We start from the raw sequence: 19,890 nt of genomic DNA, 5'->3' as shown, positions 1-19,890 counted from the left end.
AATACTCACTACTCACGACTAACATCTAATAAAAAAACATCTAATTAGTCTAACAGCGAAGTGTTCTAAGAGCAAAGCGATACTAACATTCTAAAAGCGATAGCGCGTCTAATAACCATCCAAACAAAAAACACCTCATCTTTTTTATTGATAAGGTGCTTTTGTCACGATCTCGTTTGTATGATAACCGATTCATATTATGCATTTTTTACGGTAATTGCTACTGCTTTCCCTGGTTCAAAATCGTTACTTACTTCTACTTTTTCTAATTGCTCCATTAACTTTTGGTCTTTTTTCCATTCTCCATTTAAGAATAAAGATACTTCGTAAATATCGCCTTCAGTTGTTAACTTCACTTTCAATCCTTCGTAGTTTGAATTGTACGCTTTTACAACACTTTCATAGTTTGCTTTGAACCATAATTCTGCATCTTTTGCTCTTTTTGCTAAGTATTCTGGAGAAGATTCTCTTTTCTTTCTTGCTGCTTCTGCTTTTGCCAACGCTTGTTTCATGTCTAACTCCGCTTTTGCAATGCTATCTGCTTCTTTTTGAGCTTCTGCTGCTTCTAATAATTTAATATCATTTAAGATTTTTGAATAAGCAATGCAATCTTCCATTGATCTTTCTTCAAATTGAATCGTAGTTTCTTCGGCTACATTTTCAACCTTATTTATAGCTTCTACCTTTTCAGTTTTTACTTCTTTAGTGTTTGTGTTACATGCTACAAATGTCATTGCTGCTACTCCTAATACTGTGAATGTTGAACGTTTCATAATTGTTTGTTTTAATTGTTATACTTGATTTATAGTTCAAATATCTCACGAAACGCACAAACAATTTGGGTAGCTTTAGAATTCGTTACCACTTATCTAGAATTCGTTGTAGATTTGTAAAATTCATCCAAAAAAAGTTCACTCAGTCAACAACAGCGTACACTCATTCTGGTTTTCACATAGCGTGTTTATAGTATATATTTACACAATAACAAGCAATAATACTCATGAAAAGAATCTTTTTACTTCTTGTGTTTAGCTTTTTCATTTCAGAAATGACAGCACAAAGCATTACGAATGGATTTTATTTTACACAAAAAAAAGATATTGGTTTTCAAACAGAAGCTTTTGAGTTTTATGGAAAAAACAGCTTTCATTATGTGAGCGCTAGCTGTAGTGGGACTACTTTTGGGAAAGGACAGTATGAAATTGCAGATGCAGATTCACTCATCTTAACTTTTGAATATTATGAAAGTCCAAAATTGTACGAAGAATTAAAAGTTGAAACAACTATTTCTGATCGTTTAGAAATTGATTTAAAAGTGTATGAAGATGAAGAAAATCCAATGCCTGGTTGTACAATTCGTTTAGAAGAAGATAACGAATTCCTAACCGATTTTGATGGGAAACTAAATACAATCGTGCAGAAACCTACCAAAGACGTAACGATGAAAATAATGCTTATTGGCATGCGTCCTATTGAAATCAAAATTCCTAAAGGAACTACTAAAATCTCTGGAAATGTTTCTTTTAATTACTTGAGTTCAATTCCTGAAAATAAAAAGATGCTTTTTAAACTGCATCAACTAAAAAAATCAAAAATTATAGTGCAGTCTCCTACAAGATCAAAAACGTTTTTAAAAGTAAACAAACGAAAACTGGTGCAAAAAGTGAAGAAGCATATGCCTAATTTTTATAAAGTTCTATTTTCTGATTTTTTCTTCTCTTTATAATCACACTTTCGTGTAACTGATTCCGTTAATGATTACAGGCGAATATTCGTGTTTGGCATCAGTTTTCATAATCGGTTGCATGACACATAAAACCGTCGTTTTCCCTTTGATATATAACGTATTGCCACGCACTTTTGTCAACCATCTGAATTTTTCTATCGGAATATTGAACGCTGTGATCGTGCTTAGTAAGGTTTCATCTTCAGAAATCCAATCGATGATTTCTTGAGTGTTGTTGAAATTTGGAATGTCTTCTTTGGCTTCAAATTCAAATTCCCATTCCACAGGAATATTAAAACGATACGTGTACATTTCGCCTGGCAATTGTTCGGCACGTATTTTTAAAATAGTTTCCCAATCCGCTTTTACGTTCGGGTATTTCTTTTGGAATTCCATCGCCAATGCTCTCGGTCCTGGCGAATGTGCCGTTGGATAGTATCCGTAATAGGTTTTTGCCAAATAATGTCCTGTATATTTTCCTCCAAATACATTGAAAAACTCAGAGGCATATAACGGAATCTGTGCATCTTTTGTAAATGCTTTTTTCAGACTTTGTAACAGCTTTTTATTCGCGCCTAATCCGCAGGAATGAAAAATAATTTTGGTGTCTTTTCGCAAGAAATTAACAGCTAACGGCATTACTTCTTTCATGTGCAAAGCATCTTCTAAAGTTGCAGCTGTAATTCGATCACTTTCAGGATTCGTTTTCATTGACAAACCGCGCCACGGATTGCTATGACTCACAATATGAATATCTCCATATACATTAGCATCATAATGCAAACGCAACCAATCTAAGATTTCTGCCAAACTCTGCGCTTCCTCCACTACTTGACAATATTGATTGATAAAATAGTTTTTAGCATTTGCATAATACGTATTATCGCCTTCATCAAAACCTGCTATAAATACTAAGGGTTGCGGTTGTTTGTTGGTTTTTAGCGCTGTTTCAGTTCCCGCGAAAGCGGAAACTGAACAACACCAAAACAATAAGAAACATATCTTTTTCATCTTAATTATTTTTTATCGTAATCGTTACTTTTTGTCCTAAATTGAATACTTCATTTACATCTAATAAGTTGATGCGCTCAAGCAATACTTCGTTCACAATCCAACTGCCATTTACAAGAATTTCAACTTTTAAAATCGCACCGTTTTTAGCTACTTGCACACGAATTCCATCATATTTCTTCAAATACTTTTCTATAACTTTTGCATAGTTTTCACGGAACCAAGTTGTTGCTTTTTCATTCACGTTTTTAGCATCCGTTTTCGCAACTTTTGTGCGTTTCTTTCTTTTTATAAATGTTTTCCCTTTTACAGACGCTTCTGCTCCTACTGCACTATTGTTGACATTTTTCGGCAATGGTAATGGTTGTTTTACTTCTCTTCGATTGCCTTTTTTATTCACAACTTCATTATCTACCGCAACAAACGACGTGTATTGTGTCACCAAATTGTACTTTAATCCAAGTTTGATAACTTCTTCTTTGGTATGCTCTCCAAAACGTCTTCTATAATCATCCAAACGTTCTATTTTTTTACGTGCCCATAAGTATTTAAGTGCTTCATTGTCTTTACTCAACATGCCATCTGCCACACGAAATTCTTTTTGAAAAACGCCGTTTCCTGTTTGTCCTGTAATGGTTAACGAACCGTTAGCATTACCTCTGTACTTTCCAAAAACTAAGATTGGACGCGAAGCAAATACATCTGGAATGCTGCTTGGAGTTACATCATACACATCGAAACCTTCTGCTTTGATGCGAATTTGCGTCAATAATGGTGTTTTTATATAGTTTCTAAATTTTTCTGCAACCTCGTTTGCTTCGTTCATTTGTGCTGCAATAAACGATTCGCTGTTGCTCACTTTTGCCATTCCTTCCAATAAGTATCTGTTGACTCCTGAACCAATTCCGAAAGTAAATACATTGGCTTGTCCTAAGTTTTGTTCAATCATTTCAAAAGCCTTACGTTCCACACTTACATAACCATCTGTAATGACTACCATTGATCGTGCGCTGGTTTTGTCCATTCTTGGCAATGCATATGCTGTTTTTAGCGCATTCAATAAATTGGTTCCGCCGCCGCCGCGAATGTTAGTTAAAAAGTTCAGTCCTTTTTGAATGTTCTCTGGTGTACATGCCAACGGTTCTGCTGCCAATACACTCGATCCGCCTGAGAAAAATAAGATATTGTAATGATCAGTTTCTGGAAGATTTATCAATAAGTTTCGTAATAATTTTTTAGAAACTTGCATTGGTTCGCCGTGCATAGAACCTGAAACATCGACTACAAAAAGATATTCTTTTGCGGCTGGCTTCATTTGTACACTTGCTTTTGGTGGTTCCATCATGTAAGCGAAGAATTTTTCTCCTTCTTCTTCGTAGAGTAATAATCCAGACTGAATTTCATTGCCGCGCATTCCGTATTTCAAAATAAAATCACGATTGGATGCATTTTTGTTTTCAGACGTCAACGAAACTTCTGCGATTCTTGTGTTTGGATAGTTTACTTTGATTTTATGTGTGTTTGAAGAAACATCTGCAATCGGAATTCCAGAATTGATTTGTACGTTTAAATCAAAATCAAACGTGTCTGCCACACCTTTTTTTGTATATGGTACATTGAAGACAGTTTCGCCAGAAGTATTTTCTCCTGTAAATCGCGGTCCGACAACGCCTGGAAAGACAAATTCGTAGGTTCCAGCCAAAGGAACTAACATTTCTGTATAGTAAATATCAATGGTTACGATATCGTTTTGCACAATATTCCCAACGTTCATTTGAAACACATTTGGACGATGTTGATCGAGTTTTGCGGCTCTTTTCCCTTCTTTTAAAGCTTTATCATAGACGCGCTGTGCTTCTTGCTTTTCGTAGATTTTTGCATTGATGGTACGATCGCCAATGGTCATTTGCATTTTGTGTACAGCGGCTTGTGTAGATAATGGAAATACATATTTGGCTTCAATCGGAATATTTCCTGTGTTTTGATAGGTTTGTGCAATATGTACATGCGCAATATTTCCTGAGATTTTCACATCAGCTGTGGTCGATTTTAAAGGAATAACCGCATTTGGCGTGAGTACTTCTAGGTATGGACTTTCTGTTTTTTGTGCGAATCCAAAACTGGAAATTAACGCGATGAAAAGGATACAAATATGTTTCATAAGATTGTGATTTTGATAGTTTTTGTTTGTTTGATGTTTCAAATATCTTATCAAAACCCCGTAGAATGTGAGTCGTTTTAGAATTCGTTGTTACTTATCTAGAATTCGTTGCGCAACGAGATTCATCTCACGAAAGTGGAAAAATAAACATCGTAAAACTAGATAATGACTTTAATTTATTTTCCGTTCTTGCTATTTTTACTAAATTGAAATTCTTATCCAAAATAATATGTGCCAAGCCAATAATCGTTATATTTTTTGTAGCTGTGTAGACAAGAATGAAGATCCTGCTACAGATGAACTTACAGTGTATTATACTTGGTATTTGGTACGATATCTGGGCTCGAGAGAATCTAACATAAGAGGTAAAATTATGATGCCTAAAAAAGATTTGGGAAACGGAATCACTTTAGATGTTATTTGTAAACAACTAAATTCAGATGTTACTACTTTTGATTTTGATTATGAACCTTCGGAAAGAGATTGTTTACAGTTAGAAATAGCGCACCCAACAGAACGATTCAGGTATTTTAAGTTGATTTTTATGGATGGACAATGGACAGAAGGTGCAAATAATGTGTTTACTTCCATTACTGAAAAAATAGCCAGCGGTACTATAAAAAGGCATACAAGTTCTTCTCAGGATGATCAATGGGTTACCAATACAAAAGAGACTATAGAAATACTTTTTGAGAAGCTTTTAGCAACTACCGAATCTCAAAAACAATGGGAGTATATTGCGGAATTGGCAAAACGAAAACCTGAAACTTCTTTTCATAAAGGACATGTATTAATTACTTCTAATTCATATATAGAAAGGCTTATTGGCACTCGTATCTTTGTCAAACTTTATGATTCAGATTATAAATCAGATAAAATTATGATCACTTTCTTTGATCTGTTAAAGTCAGAAGAAGAGGAAGAAATTATTAGTCTTATACTAAGCGTAATAGGTTATGATAACAAGAATTTTAGTGAGCAACAAATTGAATTTCTCTGTAAGTTTAAAACCTACAGAGCTGATGTAAAATTGAGTTTGATAGATGTTTTTCGCTACCTTGAGAATGATACAGTTATTGATGTTTTTATAGAACTATCAATTGATAAAAATGCTGGAGTACGAAGAGAAGCAATTTCTAGTTTAGGAGATTTGACTGAAGTAAATAATGTAAAAATTGGAGAAGCACTTTGGAATAGCGTTCAAGATATAAATAAAGAAGTAAGACATACGGCAATTTTGGCATTGTCTGAACGCAAGAATGAAGATATAAAAGCTCTTTTATTGAAAGAACTTGAAACTATTGACGGACAAGGTCACCTCATCTTAGATGCAATTGAAAATTTGAACGATCAAAGTTTTATTCCGCATATTGAATTCCAAATTGAGAAACATAAAAACACTGCAAATTATCTCACAGAATTACTACAACGCACGTTAGATTATTTGAATTCAATAGCATAAAATAATTGTTTGCGTTCGTTGCGCAACGAGATCCATCTCACGAAAGTGATACTTCCCACATAGTAAAATCTATATTTTACTCCAAAAAACACCACGTTAAAACCCATGCTTTCATAGGCATTTACACCTGATTTACAGTAAATTGTCCTCTTTTACGTATCAACGCGCAATTTTTTCTTTTATATTTAATTCAAAGAAAATAACCACTAACCTTAAATTACATAGCCATGAAACATTCCTTTTATTATCTGCTTATTGCAAGTTTATGTTTTCATATATCTTGCAAAACAAATGTAGAACCCAACATCCTTTTTGAAACCGCATATAGCATTGCCAAAGATTCTGTGACCATTGTAGATGATGAAAATGCATTATTGACAGTTTCTCTAGACAATACTGATTCCTACAAACGGTATACCTACACATTGACCGATGATGGAAAAACGATTTATACGAACGATACGCTTCAACTTACCAAAGAGTTTTCCCTGGATGTAAAAAAACTAGCAAAATTTAAAAAGTATTCGCCTCAGGATGTTGATATTAACGTAACGCTCATCGGCGATGATATAAGTAAAACCATTACGCGCGATATTGATTATTTATTTGATGCTACTTCGCCGATTCCGTATGTAGTGATTAATACAAAAAATGGTGATTTTCCTGTAGATAGAACACGCTTAGATGCCGATTTTAAGTTTTATGAGACGCGTATGAAAGATGGTTGGTATAGTATAAATGGTCCGTATCAATCGGCATCAGGAACTATACATGCGCGCGGACAAGGTAGTTTGGCATTTCCAAAGAAGAGTTTTTCATTAAACTTTGGAAAAGAGAATCCGTTGTCCATCATGGGCATGCCTGAAAGTCATAAATGGGTAATGATTGCCAATTGGGTAGATACTTCTCAATTGTGCAATAAAGTTTCCTATGATTCCTATGCAGAAATGGGACATTATGGCGCACAAAGCAGGTATGTACAAGTATTTTTGAATGGTGAATATTGGGGATTGTATACGTATGGAGAAAAGATACAACAAGGAAAAAATCATGTGAATACACCTAAGAAAAGTGATGGTGGATTTATTGTGAAAGAAGTAGATAATGCTCCCGATTTTGTAACCATTTCTGGAAGATGGTTTCAATATGAATATCCTGATAATGAAGATGCTACTGATGAACAAAGAATACATATTCAAGAAACAATTAACTCGTACGAAAGAGAAGTGAAAACTGGTGGAGATTGGGAAAATAGCGTTGCGGAAGCAGCTGAAATTGATTATTTCATCATGACCGATGTTTTTGCCAATCCAGATAGTTATTTTAATGGAAAGAACGTCTTTTACTTTCTGAATCAAGAAGATCAGTTAGAACCTGTTATTTGGGATTTTATTTGGGCTTTTGGAACACCGTATTATACATGTAATGATAACAATCCTTGGTGTTATATTTATTCGCCAATAGGAGCGCAGTATTGTTCACCAGAGTGTTCATATTGGGTTAGAAATGATTTTTCACCAAATAGTGAACTTATGTATGGAAATCCAAAGTATAAAAATCAGCTAGGATACAATCGTTTTTTATTGATGGAAGATTATATGAAAACCGCTCAGAATGTCAATATGTTTAAAGATCGCTATTACGATTGGCGAAATGGTACTAATGGAAAGAAACCCGTATTGTCTGATGCTAATATTTTAGGAAGAACCGATAAATTGATTGCAATTTTACGCTCTGGAGAAATTTATAAAAAAGATAGCATACGTTGGTCGGTAGATCCTGATTTTAATAGAGATCGCTATTCTCCAGAAAATATTCGTAATAAGATCAAAGAACGTTTGGTGTTTATGGATAGCGTTGTAAAGAACTTAAAAGTGCAACAATAGTATTCTTTTTTATGAATGAAACTTGATAAACAATCGGTCTTTTAGTGAAAGAAGCCGTATTTTTATAGTATCATCTTAAAGGTTTTACTATGTCTATACAGTATAAAGCTGCTTCCGAATCAAGAATTGCCATTTCTGAATTGATGTTGCCATCGTATTCCAATTTTAATGGAAAAATTCACGGAGGCTATATTCTTTCATTATTAGATCAGATTGCATTTGCCTGTGCTTCCAAACATTCGCGCGCCTATTGCGTGACTGCTTCTGTGGATACGGTTGATTTTTTGAATCCGATTGAAGTGGGCGAATTGGTTACGATGCGCGCTTCTATTAATTATGTCGGACGCACTTCGATGGTTGTTGGAATTCGTGTGGAAGCCGAAAATATACAAACGGGCGAAGTCAAACATTGTAATTCTTCCTATTTTACCATGGTTGCACGTGATGATGATGGAAATAGTGTGGAAGTAGATGGTTTGTTGTTAGAGAGTACATTGGAGATTAGACGTTTTTTAAAAGCTGTAAAACGTATTGAAATGAAACGCAAACGTCGCGAAGAATTTGATCGTGATGATTTTGTTCCTGCTGATTATTTATCGGATTTGGAAAAGTATAAGGTGAAAGTCTCGATGTGATTGGGTCTTGGGTCTTGGGTCTTGGGTCTTGGGTCTTGGGTCTTAAAAGTATGTTTTTTGTTGATTTGTTTTTTTGTCCATTTGGCTTACAACTCATAACTTTTTAACTGTAACGATTTTGTCACGAATTCACGAATGTTTGTGTATGTTTCTTGTATGAAATTTGATTTACTCAATACTCATTACTCAATATTCAATACTCATTACTAACAACTCAATACTTTTTAGCTGCAAAGATTTTTGTCACGAATTCACGAATGTTTGTGTGAGTTTCTTATGTGAACTTGGATTTACTCAATACTCATTACTCACAACTCAATACTTTTTAACTGTAACGATTTTGTCATAAATTCACGAATGTTTGTATGTGTTTCTTATGTGAACTTGGATTTACTCAATACTCATTACTCAACACTCATAACTTTTAACTGTAACGATTTTTGTCACGAATTCACGAATGTTTGTATGTGTTTCTTATGTGAACTTGGGTTTACTCAATACTCATTACTCACAACTCAATACTCAATACTCAAAACCAACTACCATCACATTCCATTTTCCGGCAATTGCTCTGTGATTTGAAACGTACTAAAGTTTAAAAAGTTTCCAGGATGTGCCAATACATTTTGTAAGATGACGGGCGTATCTGGATTTGTACCAGAGTATTGTATGCTTCCATCCATGTTTAAATCGTCTTTTATGTAAGCGCTTACCGTGTAGGTTGGGAAGTTTAGAAAGTTTCCAGGATCGTTCAGTACCGTTGATAAGATTGTTGGCGTATCAGGATTTGTTCCAGAATATTGAACTATGGTATCTCCATTGACATTTCCTGCCCACATTGCAGCTGTATTTGTCTGCATTCCAAAAGTGGTTTGCGCATTGCTTCCAAACGTAATTTGGTTGGTAGCATTGGTAAAATCGACAATCGTGGGTGCTTGTTTTAATGTTTCAGAACTTGCAGTCATGACGCCTAAGTGATTTCGATGTTTTACTACTATATGATATTTTGCTACTGGAAGTCCATCAAAAATTAATGGTGTAGTTAAGTTATCATCTGTAGCTACAATATCGCCATCGCGTTGTAAGATGGCAGATTTTCCTGCGATTATATTCGTTGGATTGTTAATCTCTCTTAATTCTACCCAAACCCAATCTACCATAGAGTTTCCTGCGTTATCATTTGTGCGAACGATAGTACTTGCTGTAGCATTATCTCCATATGGTGATGTTTCACTGATGAGTCCGTTGACGCGTAAATCGTCACGCATTAAAGCTTCTTCACCAACATTTGGATTTAAACTTGCGCCTTGTAAAAGTACTTTCGCGCTAAGCTCAATATAATCACAACTGGTTTCGCTAAAGCTTACTTGTGCGTCAACACTAGTCGAGAAATTCGAACTATCATCCCAAGTTGTTTCACTATACGCAGCATCATCTACCAAAACACAGTATAAACTTGGATTAGCGCCTATGAGAAAATTAATCACATTGCTATTATTACCATTTTGAACGTTAAGCGTATGTAACAATACGTTACTTTGTGCTCTAAAAATTACTAGATTCGTATGCATACTTACATCTATCGTTTCTAATCTGTTTCTAGCGCAAGAGAGTATTTCAAGATTTAAGTTTTCTTCAAAAGGCATTTCTGTCACAAAATTATTATCAAACTGTAAATTCGTTAATAATGGATTGTTACTTAGATCTAAAGATGTAAGTAGATTGTCGGAAACTCTTAATTCTTCAAGATCGGCATTCGCACTCACATCTAGATCCGACAGAAAATTTTCTACTAAAGTTACATCTACCAAATTTAGATTATTACTTACATCAATAGATCGCAATCTGTTATTTGAAAAACTCAATATCCTCAGTGCTTGTAAGCTATTTGTATTGACTGTTGTTAATTGATTGCTAAAACCTTGTAATTCTTCTAAGAGTGTATTTGCAGATAGATTTATAGTTGTCAATCGATTTTGCGAAATATCAACTTCTACTAATTTTGTATTGGCGCTTAAATCAAGCGTTTCAAGATCGTTAAGATCAGCTTCTAATTCAATTAGTTCTGTATTGTTACTTAAATTTAAGTTTTGCAACTTATTATCGCTACAAAACAACTGTTGTAAGTTGTTAGCTCCATTCACATCCAAATTTGTCATTTCATTAGATTCACATCGCAATAAAGTTAACATTGTATTAGCTCGGACATTTAAACTTGATATGTTATTAGAAGAGCAGTTTAACGTTTCTAACGCAGTAAAGGCCTCTATTCCTGTTAAATCAGTAATTCCATTATTACTTATACTATAAGACACGATAGCGTTTATATTTGCTGTAGGCACAAAATCATCTAGCGGTCCTGAGTCTAAGCCTGAATTAATTAAGGCTTGTTCAAAGTTATCATCAGGAACATACGTAGCATATCCGCAATCTTGATTGAAACTTGTTTGCACATCAATACTTGTCCAATTAACAGTACTCCAAACCGCATTGTCTACTTGTATACAGGTTAAATTTGGATTTCCTGTAGCTGTAAATGCTGTGAAATTTGTGTTGTTTCCGTTTTTAACATTTAGTATTTGTAAAGCATTGTTTTGTGCAAATAGTTGATTTAATTCAGGATGAAAATTTACATTCAATACTGTGATATTATTGTTGTCAATGTTCAGAGATTCTAATAGTGAATTGTTGAACACGTTTAAGCTTGTCAATGTATTTGTAGCACAGTTTAGGTTTGTTAAGTTCACATTGTTTGTAATATCTAATGCTGATAGTGTGTTAGACGAACAATTGAGTTCTTGCAATGCTGTAAAATCTTCTATTCCTGTTAGATCTGCGATTCCTAAATTGCTAACATCCAATGTTGTGATGACTTCTATTGTTGCAGTTGACACATAATTGTCTATTGCAGAATCGTATCCTAAATTAATGAGTGCTTGTTCAAAATTAGTATCGGGTATATACGTACGTCCGTAATTACAATTTTCATTAAAACTTATTTGTGAATCTATAGAGGTCCAGTTTGCAGTACTGTATGCTGCATTGTCTACTTCGACACAAGTTAAGTAAGGATTATTAACGGCTACAAAAGTGGTAAAATTTGTGTTGTTTCCGTTTTTAACATTCAAGGTTTCCAAGTTATTTTGGGAACACCAAAGTGTAGATAAGATTGGATTTTGCGATACATCAAGCGTGCTAAGATAATTTTCTTCTACATCCAAATATTCTAGCGCACTGTTATTACTTACGTTTAATTCTGTGAAATTGTTACTCCATATCGTAAGTCTTTCTAAAGCTAAATTATTCGATACATCAATAGAAGAAATCGAATTAAACGCAAAGTTTAGTATTTCTAAGTTTGTATTAGGTCTGATGTCTAAACTTGTTAATGCATTGCTTCTACAGTTGAGAGTTTCTAGTGCTGTAAAATCGTGTATTCCTGTTAAATCTGCAATACCTTTATTATTTACCGTTAAAGATGTTACTGTATTGATATTTGCTGTTAAAACATAGTTGTTTAATGGTCCTGAATCGTAGCCCAACTCAATTAAGGCTAGCTCAAAGTTATCATCAGGAACATAAGTGTAAAATTGATCGCAATCGGTGTTGAAACTTGTTTGCGTATCAATTGCTGTCCAATTTGTAGAGCTATACGCCACATCGTCTACCTCAATACAAGTTAAGTTTGGATTGTTTAACGCTGCAAAACTAGTCATGTTTGTATTGTTTCCGTTTTTGATGAACAATACTACAAAATCATTGTTAGCACCATCAAAACTGGTCAATTGTGTGTGATCGTTTAAGTCTACTGAATTTAAAGTATTCGTATGTATGTTGATATCTTCTAGCGCAAGATTCATAGAAAAATCCAACTCAGAAATCATATTGTTACTTGCATTTAAATGTGTCAATACTGTATTTGCTGAAATATTTAGGTCTACGATAGCATTTCCTGCACAGTTCAAATCTTCTAAGGCTACAAACGCTTCTATTCCTGTCATATCTACAATGCCGAGATTGCTTATATCAAGATTTGTAACAGTGTTTATATTGTTTGTTGGCACATAGTCATCTAACGGCGCTGTATCGTATCCTAAATTGATCAAAGCTTGCTCAAAAGCATCATCGGGCACGTATGTAAATCCGTAAAAACAGTTTTGACTGAAGTCAGATTGAGAATCTACAGTCGCGCTCCAATTGGCAATGCTGTACGCTGGATTGTCTACTTCTATACAGGTCAGGTTTGGATTGTCTCTCACAATAAAGTCTGTAATAATAGTGTTATTACCGTTCTTCATGTTAAATTCTGTCAAATTAGGACAAAGCGTTACGGCTACTTGTGTTAGTTGTGGATTTGCACTCAAATCAAGTGCTGTATAATTGTTTCTTCCGATATCTAAACTCTTTAAATTTGGATTGTTTGAAACATCAAGTGTTGTGAGTTGATTGTCAAAACACCAAAATGTTTCCAAAGCTGAGTTTACGCTGACATCTAGTGTGCTTATTTGATTGGCCTGTGTGTAAAACTCTGTCAAAAGCGTGTTATTGCTCACATCTACAGTAGTGATATTATTAAAACCGATAGATAACAGATCGAGTGCGCCATTACTGCTTACATCTACAGCGTTCAGTTGATTGTTAAAAGCTACAAACGTTCTTAAATTGGTTAAATTAAAAGTATTTATCGTACTGATTTGGTTTTCATTACACCAAAATGTTTCTAGCAAAGCATTGGAACTTACATCTACAGCAGTAAGCTGGTTTGTACTAAGATATAATTCAGTTAAAAGCGTATTGTTACTTACGTTAATTGCTGACAGATTGTTTGTCCCTAACGATAACAAGTTGAGTCCAGTATTTGTACTTACATCAATAGATGTTAATTGATTTTCATACGCCACATAGGTTTTTAGCGCAGATAAACCTGTAGTATTTACGGTATTTACTTGGTTTCTTTGATACCAAAATTCTTCAAGTAAAGGACTGGAAGACACATCAATAGTTGTGAGTTGATTTGTACCTACATACAACTCCGTTAAAAGCGGATTATTACTGACATTGATTGCTGACAGATTGTTATTGCCCAATGATAATACTTCAAGTGCTGTATTTGTACTTACATCAACAGCTGTTAGTTGATTGTTATATGCTACAAAGGTTTTTAGGCTGGTAATGCCAGTCGTATTTATACTTGTTATTTGATTGCTTCTGCACCATAAAATTTCTAAATCGGAATTCGTTGTTACATCCAAAGAAGTCAACTGATTATCATAACAATATAGTTCTCTTAAATCTGAGAATGTGTCAACTGTCAGAGAAGTTAATTGATTTTGATCACAAATAATTTGTATCAAAAATGGATTGCTACTCGTGTCTAAAGTTGTAAGATTATTTTGAGAAACCGAAAGCGCTATCAATGCAGGATTTGACGCCACATTAATACTACTTAACTGATTGTTGTTGGCACTAAAAATTTCTAGCTGTGTTAAATTACTTAAGTTTACAAAGAGTAAGTTGTTATCATTGAGACGTAAATCTCTTAATTGTGCGTTGTTACTTAAATTTATAGTAGACAATTGATTGTCATTACAATACAATGTTTGCAAACTAGGAAAACCATTAATTCCTGTCAAATCTGAAATTCCTTTAGAACTCACATCCAAGCTTGTAATATTTGCGATATTAGCAAAAGGCACAAAGTTATCTAGCGGACCAGAATCGTACCCTAAATCGATAATTGCTTGCTCAAAATTGTCATCAGGGACAAATATTTGTGCTATAGAACATACAGGTAATAATGCAATAAGAAGTTGTAAGAATTGTTTTTTCATCGGTTTGTTTTCTAGTATCGTTTTGCTACTATTTTTTATAAATCGTTCTAATCAAATTACTTCTTCACAAATTTGCTGCTCGCAATGGTATTTTTAGAAATTACATGTATCAAATACATTCCTTGCGGTTGTGTAGATAGATCTAATTGAATTTGAGAAGTATGCTTATAATCCATGCTTAAAATCTGCTTTCCAAGCATAGTATACACTTCTATTTTCACTTCTTGAAGCTGCTCGTTGAAACGAATAAGTGCTTTTCCAGTACTTGGATTTGGCGAAATTGTATACGAATTATTAAGGATGATATCTTCCGTACTAAGCGTATTGCTATTAGAAAATATTCTTGCATGTCCTTTACTTGTGGAGTTGTAAGGCGCACCAATAGCAACCGTCGTTCCATCGTCTGAGATACTTACAGAAAAGCCAAATGCATCTTGCGCGTTTTCTTCTGTTATATTTTGATCTACCTGTTGCCAAGTTCCTCCAACATTTCTATATACTTGAGCGTAACTGTTTCCTTGTTCATAATTATAGAAGGAATCTTCGAGTGGAAATCCAATAACTACGGTACTTCCATCTCCCGATAAACTCACAGGAAGTTGTGTGTACTGTACTTGTGTAATGGTACTCGTTATGTTTGATCCGACTTGCTGCCAAGTACCACTATTGTTTTCATAAATTTTCACACTTCCCGAATTTGGACTTGTGTAGACATCAAAAGAACTTCCAATAGCAATGGTATTTCCATCGTTTGAGAGACTGACTGAAACACCAAATTCTGCATCATTATTGGTTCCAACAATGTCTTGTCCTATTTGTTGCCAATTTCCACTTACATTTTGAAATATCTTTACATCACCTCTATTATTTGTATTGCTATATCGTGATCCCATAGCTACAATACTTCCGTCAGCAGAAATACTTACCGAAAATCCTCCTTCATCACCAGCATTATCTCCATCAATATCTTGTCCAATTTGCTGCCATGTTCCACCATTATTTTCATATACGCGCACGTGTCCGCTATTAGCTCCATTTCCGTTGTTAAATGGCGCTCCAATGGCTACAATATTTCCATTGGCAGATAGACTTACTGACCTTCCAGATTCGTCATCATTGGCTTCCCCTATAATGTCTTGACCAACTTGCTGCCAATTTCCTCCATTATTTTGAAAAATTCGCACATATCCATTATCACCAAAAATATCATCGTGAAAACGTGCTCCAATAGCTACTACGCTACCATCCGATGATAAGCTTACAGAATATCCGGATTGATCAATCCAATCTTCTCCATTGATATCTTGTCCAATCTGTTGCCAGTTTCCTGCATTGTTTTGGTACACTCGAACATGTCCCGCATTCTCATCTACATCGTCATTTAAAGGCGCTCCAATAGCAACAATATTTCCATCGGCAGATAGACTTATTGAAAACCCTGAAAAGTCTACATTATTTTCTCCATCTATATCTTGGCCAACTTGTATCCATTGTGCACATAAAAGTGTAGGAAATATAAACAACAGGAAGTGTATTTTTTTATTCATTTAATTTGGGAATTGAGAAATGTTACTTTGTGTTTGTGTAAGATTATTTTGAGTTCAAAAATAACTGATACTACCGAAAGAGAGTCAATAAATATAGGTTGTTGTGACGAATTTGCCTTAAAAAGTGACGAATTAAAATCGTAAAAATTAAAATTTTCAAAATTGAACCGTTCCGTTTTATACTAAAATATCGCAGATTGTATTTTCATACTAAAAAAAGTGTGTGCAAAAAGGCAGCGTTAAGGAAAGGATTTTATCTTTTTTATTAATTCATCAATATGCATAATTATGTTTTGGTAGCAGAAGAAAAAAACAAGAATAGGAAAGTATTTTTGAAACTTCTCAATACTAAATATTGACAATGAAAATTTACTCTGAAAAGAGATGATTCAGAATCGTATTTTAAAATAGGAAATAAAAGAAAATTACTTCTTCACGAAGCGTTTTGTAATTGATTTTTTATCTGTAATTACTTTTACAAGATAAATTCCAGATTTCCACGAAGAAATATCAATCGCGTTGTGCATTGTTGTTAATTTTCCTGAGTAGATTTTTCTACCAAGCAAGTTATAAACTTCTAATGCTGCATTTGTTTTTTGAGTCAATCGAATGTTTAATTCATTTACTCCAGGATTAGGAGAAATATTAAAAACTGTTTCTGGATTTGAAGCAAATTGTGCAGTAGCAGAACTTTGGGCAAAAGTTGCCGTGCTAAAAGAAAGTAGTAAAATAAGTAAAAGTATTTTTTGCTTCACTCGTTATAAATTTGGTGTATTTACACAAATGTAATAATTATTTAGATAAATGACATTTTTTTAACATTCAATATACAATTTTTTAATTTTTATCAGTAAAACTACGTGGTTCTATATTCAAGTGGAAATCTTCTGTTACTCCTTTTTTTTTAGCTGTTAATTTGTATGTATTAGTATTAACACTCACAATGAAAAAAAAGCAATGAATCCATCTAATCAACTACTTAAACAAATATATAGTTTATCATTCTCTGTAAATTCTGCCTCAGGCCTTTCTTGGAAACAAGCCGATTGCAAAAGCGGAATGATAGAAATGCAAAATTATGTAACTACAGTTGCGCATGATGTACTCAAAGAAACAACCGCAATTATTGGTGAATGGAAAGCGATTTGGGGACCAATTGTGTATGCAAACGATCCAACCTCAACATCTGTACACGCCGATAATACTATGGGAATGTATTATAATGAAAGTGAAAATACCATCGTAATTGGTATTGCAGGAACAAACGTAAATTCACCTTATGGATGGTTTGTTGAAGATTTTTCTGTTCATAAAACTATTTCTTGGGAACTTGTAACCGGCGTACCTAATTCTGGAAATATTTCTAATGGAACAAATACTGGTCTTAATATTTTATTAGGCATGATCAATAAAGAGAATACTTCTTTAATAACTGCACTGAAGAATTTCATCAACGATCATTCAAATTTAGATAATATACAAGTAGCCGTCGCTGGTCATAGTTTAGGAGGCGCATTATCTCCTACGCTCGCTCTTTATTTAGTAGATAAGAAAGAGGAATGGGATCCAAATAATAAAGCTTCTGTTGGTGCATTTCCAACGGCTGGCCCAACACCAGGTGATGAAGGATTTGCTTCGTATTATGAAAAGCAAATTGCAGCAAATAAAATTTATTATTTGAGTCAGCACAATGCATTAGATGTTGTGCCACATGCATGGGAAAAAGGCGATTTGGAAAAGATTCCGACTATTTATGACGAATATATCAAGCAACCAAGTGATGCCAATCCTGCAGAAACCTTAACAGGAACTTTGGCTACCGTTGCAGCATTGAATGCATTATCTGCTAAAAACATTGCAGGAATTCCTGTGAATCGTTACAAGCAAATTTCGCCATCTACCACCTTAAACGGTACTTTTGATACTACTATTGACGATAAAATATCGAAAACATTAAAATATATCCGATTGGTATTGCCATTAGCTTTAGGAAAATATGCTGCGTATTTACGAAATCTAGTTCGTTTTGCTGCACAAGCAGGAACGCAACATGTTAACGCATACTACACGCTCTTAGATGTTGAAACTTTTATGGATGCGTACAAAGAAATTTTAAAGAAAAATAAGCCTGCTAACGAAGTTGTGTTAGAACCGTATGAACAAGCGGTGAAATCAATTGCTAAGATTGATTTACAAAAAATTGACGCCGCTGCTATGCAGCTCGCTGAAGATAATCACTAGACTAATTTTAGGATAGTGGCTAACCAACCATTTTTATTTATTGTTCATAAAAACACTCCCTATTTGGGAGTGTTTTTCACGTAACAATTATTATGATATTCAACTATTTAACTTTTCACAAAACGTTTTGTTTGTGTAAAATCATTCACAGTAACTTTAATAAGATAGATTCCACTATTCCATTGAGATACTTCAATATTTGTACGCTGTTCTTTAAGTTGTTTTGTTAAAATTTGTTTTCCTAACATACTATAGACTTCTACTTTTGCGCTATTGTTTTTAGTAGGCAATGTAATTGTAAAGTTTGAAGCTGATGGATTAGGACTTACTGAAAAATTTGTCAGCGCAAAACGATCCACTCCAAGTGTCAAATTGGCTACTGTGCCACCTCTTCCGCCAGTATGATATCCAAATGTTAATCCACCACCTTTTGCCCATAATAATGGAATGGGTCCCGTTGCCGTTGGAAAAATATAATCATTAGCATCTCCTGTGTTTATGGCTCTTGTAGCTACAATAGTTCGTACACCAATTAATGTAGTATTACTCGTTATCGTCCAATCTTGACTAGCATCCAAGTTAGGTTGACCGTTTCCTGCTAGCATATTTCTATCTTGCAATCCAATTGAATTGTATACTACCACATCATCTCCTGCATTTCCCATCATATTGCCAGCTGAAACTCCAGGAGCAACTCCTAACCATACATTTGAAGGACCAATTAAAGTCATTGTCACTAATGATGTGGAAGCATCAACGTCAAATTTTACCGTAAAATCCGAATCTAAGGATACGGTTCCTGTAGTCCATGCTTGTCCAAAACAGAAACTGATGGATAATAAGAAAATAAAAAGTGTAATTTTTTTCATAGTGCTTTGTTTTTGATAAGTGTAATAATTTTTTGATTGTTGAAATTGATTGCATACGCTAAAGCTGTCTTTCCGCTTCCATCCTTTTTGTTAGCTTTTGCTCCTGCATTAATCAATTTTTCAGCAATACTCGTATTGTTAAATAATGTTGCGTAGTGTAATGCTGTTGTGCCATTAGCATCCGCTTTGTTTACATCAACATTATTTTTTAATAATATGTCTATAATTTTTTCATCCTTTTTATACACCGCAGCCATTAGTGGAGTTCCATAAGTACTAACTCCGTTGATGTTTTCGACTTTCGTTACTAAAAACTCAACAACTTCCACATTTCCATTGTAACATGCTAGTAAAAATGGCGTATATCCAGCTTCATTTTTTGAGTTAATTAAAGCTGGTGATTTCTTATAGATTTCTGCCATTTCTGCTTTACTTCCGTTTCTAGCTACATTAAACACATCTTGCTGTGCTTGAATAACTACTACATTTGCTAGAAAAAGAATGGTTATGATTTTATGCAT

The 19,890-nt window shown here is 34.2% G+C and carries 13 protein-coding genes; 5 read left to right on the top strand and 8 right to left on the bottom strand.

The window, feature by feature from the left end; genetic code table 11:
* Positions 1-197: 197 nt before the first annotated feature.
* Positions 198-773, bottom strand: coding sequence for a hypothetical protein (locus tag Q0845_RS24450; RefSeq protein WP_298519528.1), 576 nt, complete (start codon positions 771-773; stop codon positions 198-200).
* Between the two features lie 227 nt (positions 774-1,000).
* Between Q0845_RS24450 and Q0845_RS24445 the strand changes: the two genes are divergently transcribed.
* Positions 1,001-1,726 carry a hypothetical protein gene (locus tag Q0845_RS24445; protein WP_298519526.1) on the top strand — a complete coding sequence of 242 codons (726 nt, stop codon included), beginning with the start codon at positions 1,001-1,003 and terminating at the stop codon, positions 1,724-1,726.
* Here the strand turns inward: Q0845_RS24445 and Q0845_RS24440 are convergent, their stop codons facing one another.
* Positions 1,727-2,737, bottom strand: a complete 1,011-nt coding sequence (locus Q0845_RS24440; protein ID WP_298519523.1) for a hypothetical protein — start codon at positions 2,735-2,737, stop codon at positions 1,727-1,729. It lies immediately after the preceding gene.
* A 1-nt stretch (position 2,738) separates the two neighbouring features.
* On the bottom strand, positions 2,739-4,898 hold the full coding sequence (locus Q0845_RS24435) for a VIT and VWA domain-containing protein (RefSeq protein ID WP_298519520.1): 2,160 nt from the start codon (positions 4,896-4,898) through the stop codon (positions 2,739-2,741).
* 229 nt (positions 4,899-5,127) lie between these two features.
* Between Q0845_RS24435 and Q0845_RS24430 the strand changes: the two genes are divergently transcribed.
* The 3 genes from Q0845_RS24430 to Q0845_RS24420 all read left to right on the top strand — a co-directional run bounded on the left by Q0845_RS24430 (position 5,128) and on the right by Q0845_RS24420 (position 8,881).
* Complete coding sequence (locus Q0845_RS24430) at positions 5,128-6,360, top strand: hypothetical protein (RefSeq protein ID WP_298519517.1); 1,233 nt, start codon at positions 5,128-5,130, stop codon at positions 6,358-6,360.
* 227 nt (positions 6,361-6,587) lie between these two features.
* Entirely contained in the window at positions 6,588-8,246 is a 1,659-nt protein-coding gene (locus Q0845_RS24425; protein WP_298519514.1) for a CotH kinase family protein, read from the top strand.
* A gap of 89 nt (positions 8,247-8,335) precedes the next feature.
* Positions 8,336-8,881 carry an acyl-CoA thioesterase gene (locus Q0845_RS24420; protein WP_298519510.1) on the top strand — a complete coding sequence of 182 codons (546 nt, stop codon included), beginning with the start codon at positions 8,336-8,338 and terminating at the stop codon, positions 8,879-8,881.
* 545 nt (positions 8,882-9,426) lie between these two features.
* On the opposite strand, the gene Q0845_RS24415 is transcribed toward Q0845_RS24420, so the two are convergent.
* The 3 genes from Q0845_RS24415 to Q0845_RS24405 form a co-directional block, all read right to left on the bottom strand.
* Positions 9,427-14,712, bottom strand: a complete 5,286-nt coding sequence (locus tag Q0845_RS24415) for a hypothetical protein (protein WP_298519507.1) — start codon at positions 14,710-14,712, stop codon at positions 9,427-9,429.
* A gap of 56 nt (positions 14,713-14,768) precedes the next feature.
* Positions 14,769-16,259: a T9SS type A sorting domain-containing protein gene (locus tag Q0845_RS24410; protein WP_298519504.1), complete on the bottom strand. Its 1,491-nt coding sequence runs from the start codon at positions 16,257-16,259 to the stop codon at positions 14,769-14,771.
* 425 nt (positions 16,260-16,684) lie between these two features.
* Positions 16,685-17,014 carry a T9SS type A sorting domain-containing protein gene (locus Q0845_RS24405; RefSeq protein ID WP_298519501.1) on the bottom strand — a complete coding sequence of 110 codons (330 nt, stop codon included), beginning with the start codon at positions 17,012-17,014 and terminating at the stop codon, positions 16,685-16,687.
* 202 nt (positions 17,015-17,216) lie between these two features.
* Between Q0845_RS24405 and Q0845_RS24400 the strand changes: the two genes are divergently transcribed.
* Complete coding sequence (locus Q0845_RS24400) at positions 17,217-18,500, top strand: hypothetical protein (protein WP_298519499.1); 1,284 nt, start codon at positions 17,217-17,219, stop codon at positions 18,498-18,500.
* 107 nt (positions 18,501-18,607) lie between these two features.
* Here the strand turns inward: Q0845_RS24400 and Q0845_RS24395 are convergent, their stop codons facing one another.
* Together Q0845_RS24395 and Q0845_RS24390 are read right to left on the bottom strand one after the other, a co-directional pair.
* Positions 18,608-19,369, bottom strand: a complete 762-nt coding sequence (locus Q0845_RS24395; RefSeq protein ID WP_298519496.1) for a T9SS type A sorting domain-containing protein — start codon at positions 19,367-19,369, stop codon at positions 18,608-18,610.
* Entirely contained in the window at positions 19,366-19,890 is a 525-nt protein-coding gene (locus Q0845_RS24390) for an ankyrin repeat domain-containing protein (RefSeq protein WP_298519494.1), read from the bottom strand. Before Q0845_RS24390 ends, Q0845_RS24395 begins: the two co-directional genes overlap by 4 nt.

This window comes from uncultured Kordia sp., from assembly GCF_947489565.1.
GTDB lineage: Bacteria > Bacteroidota > Bacteroidia > Flavobacteriales > Flavobacteriaceae > Kordia.
The sequence above is the reverse complement of the archived record's forward strand: the minus strand, read 5'-3'. Positions and strand labels throughout refer to the sequence as shown.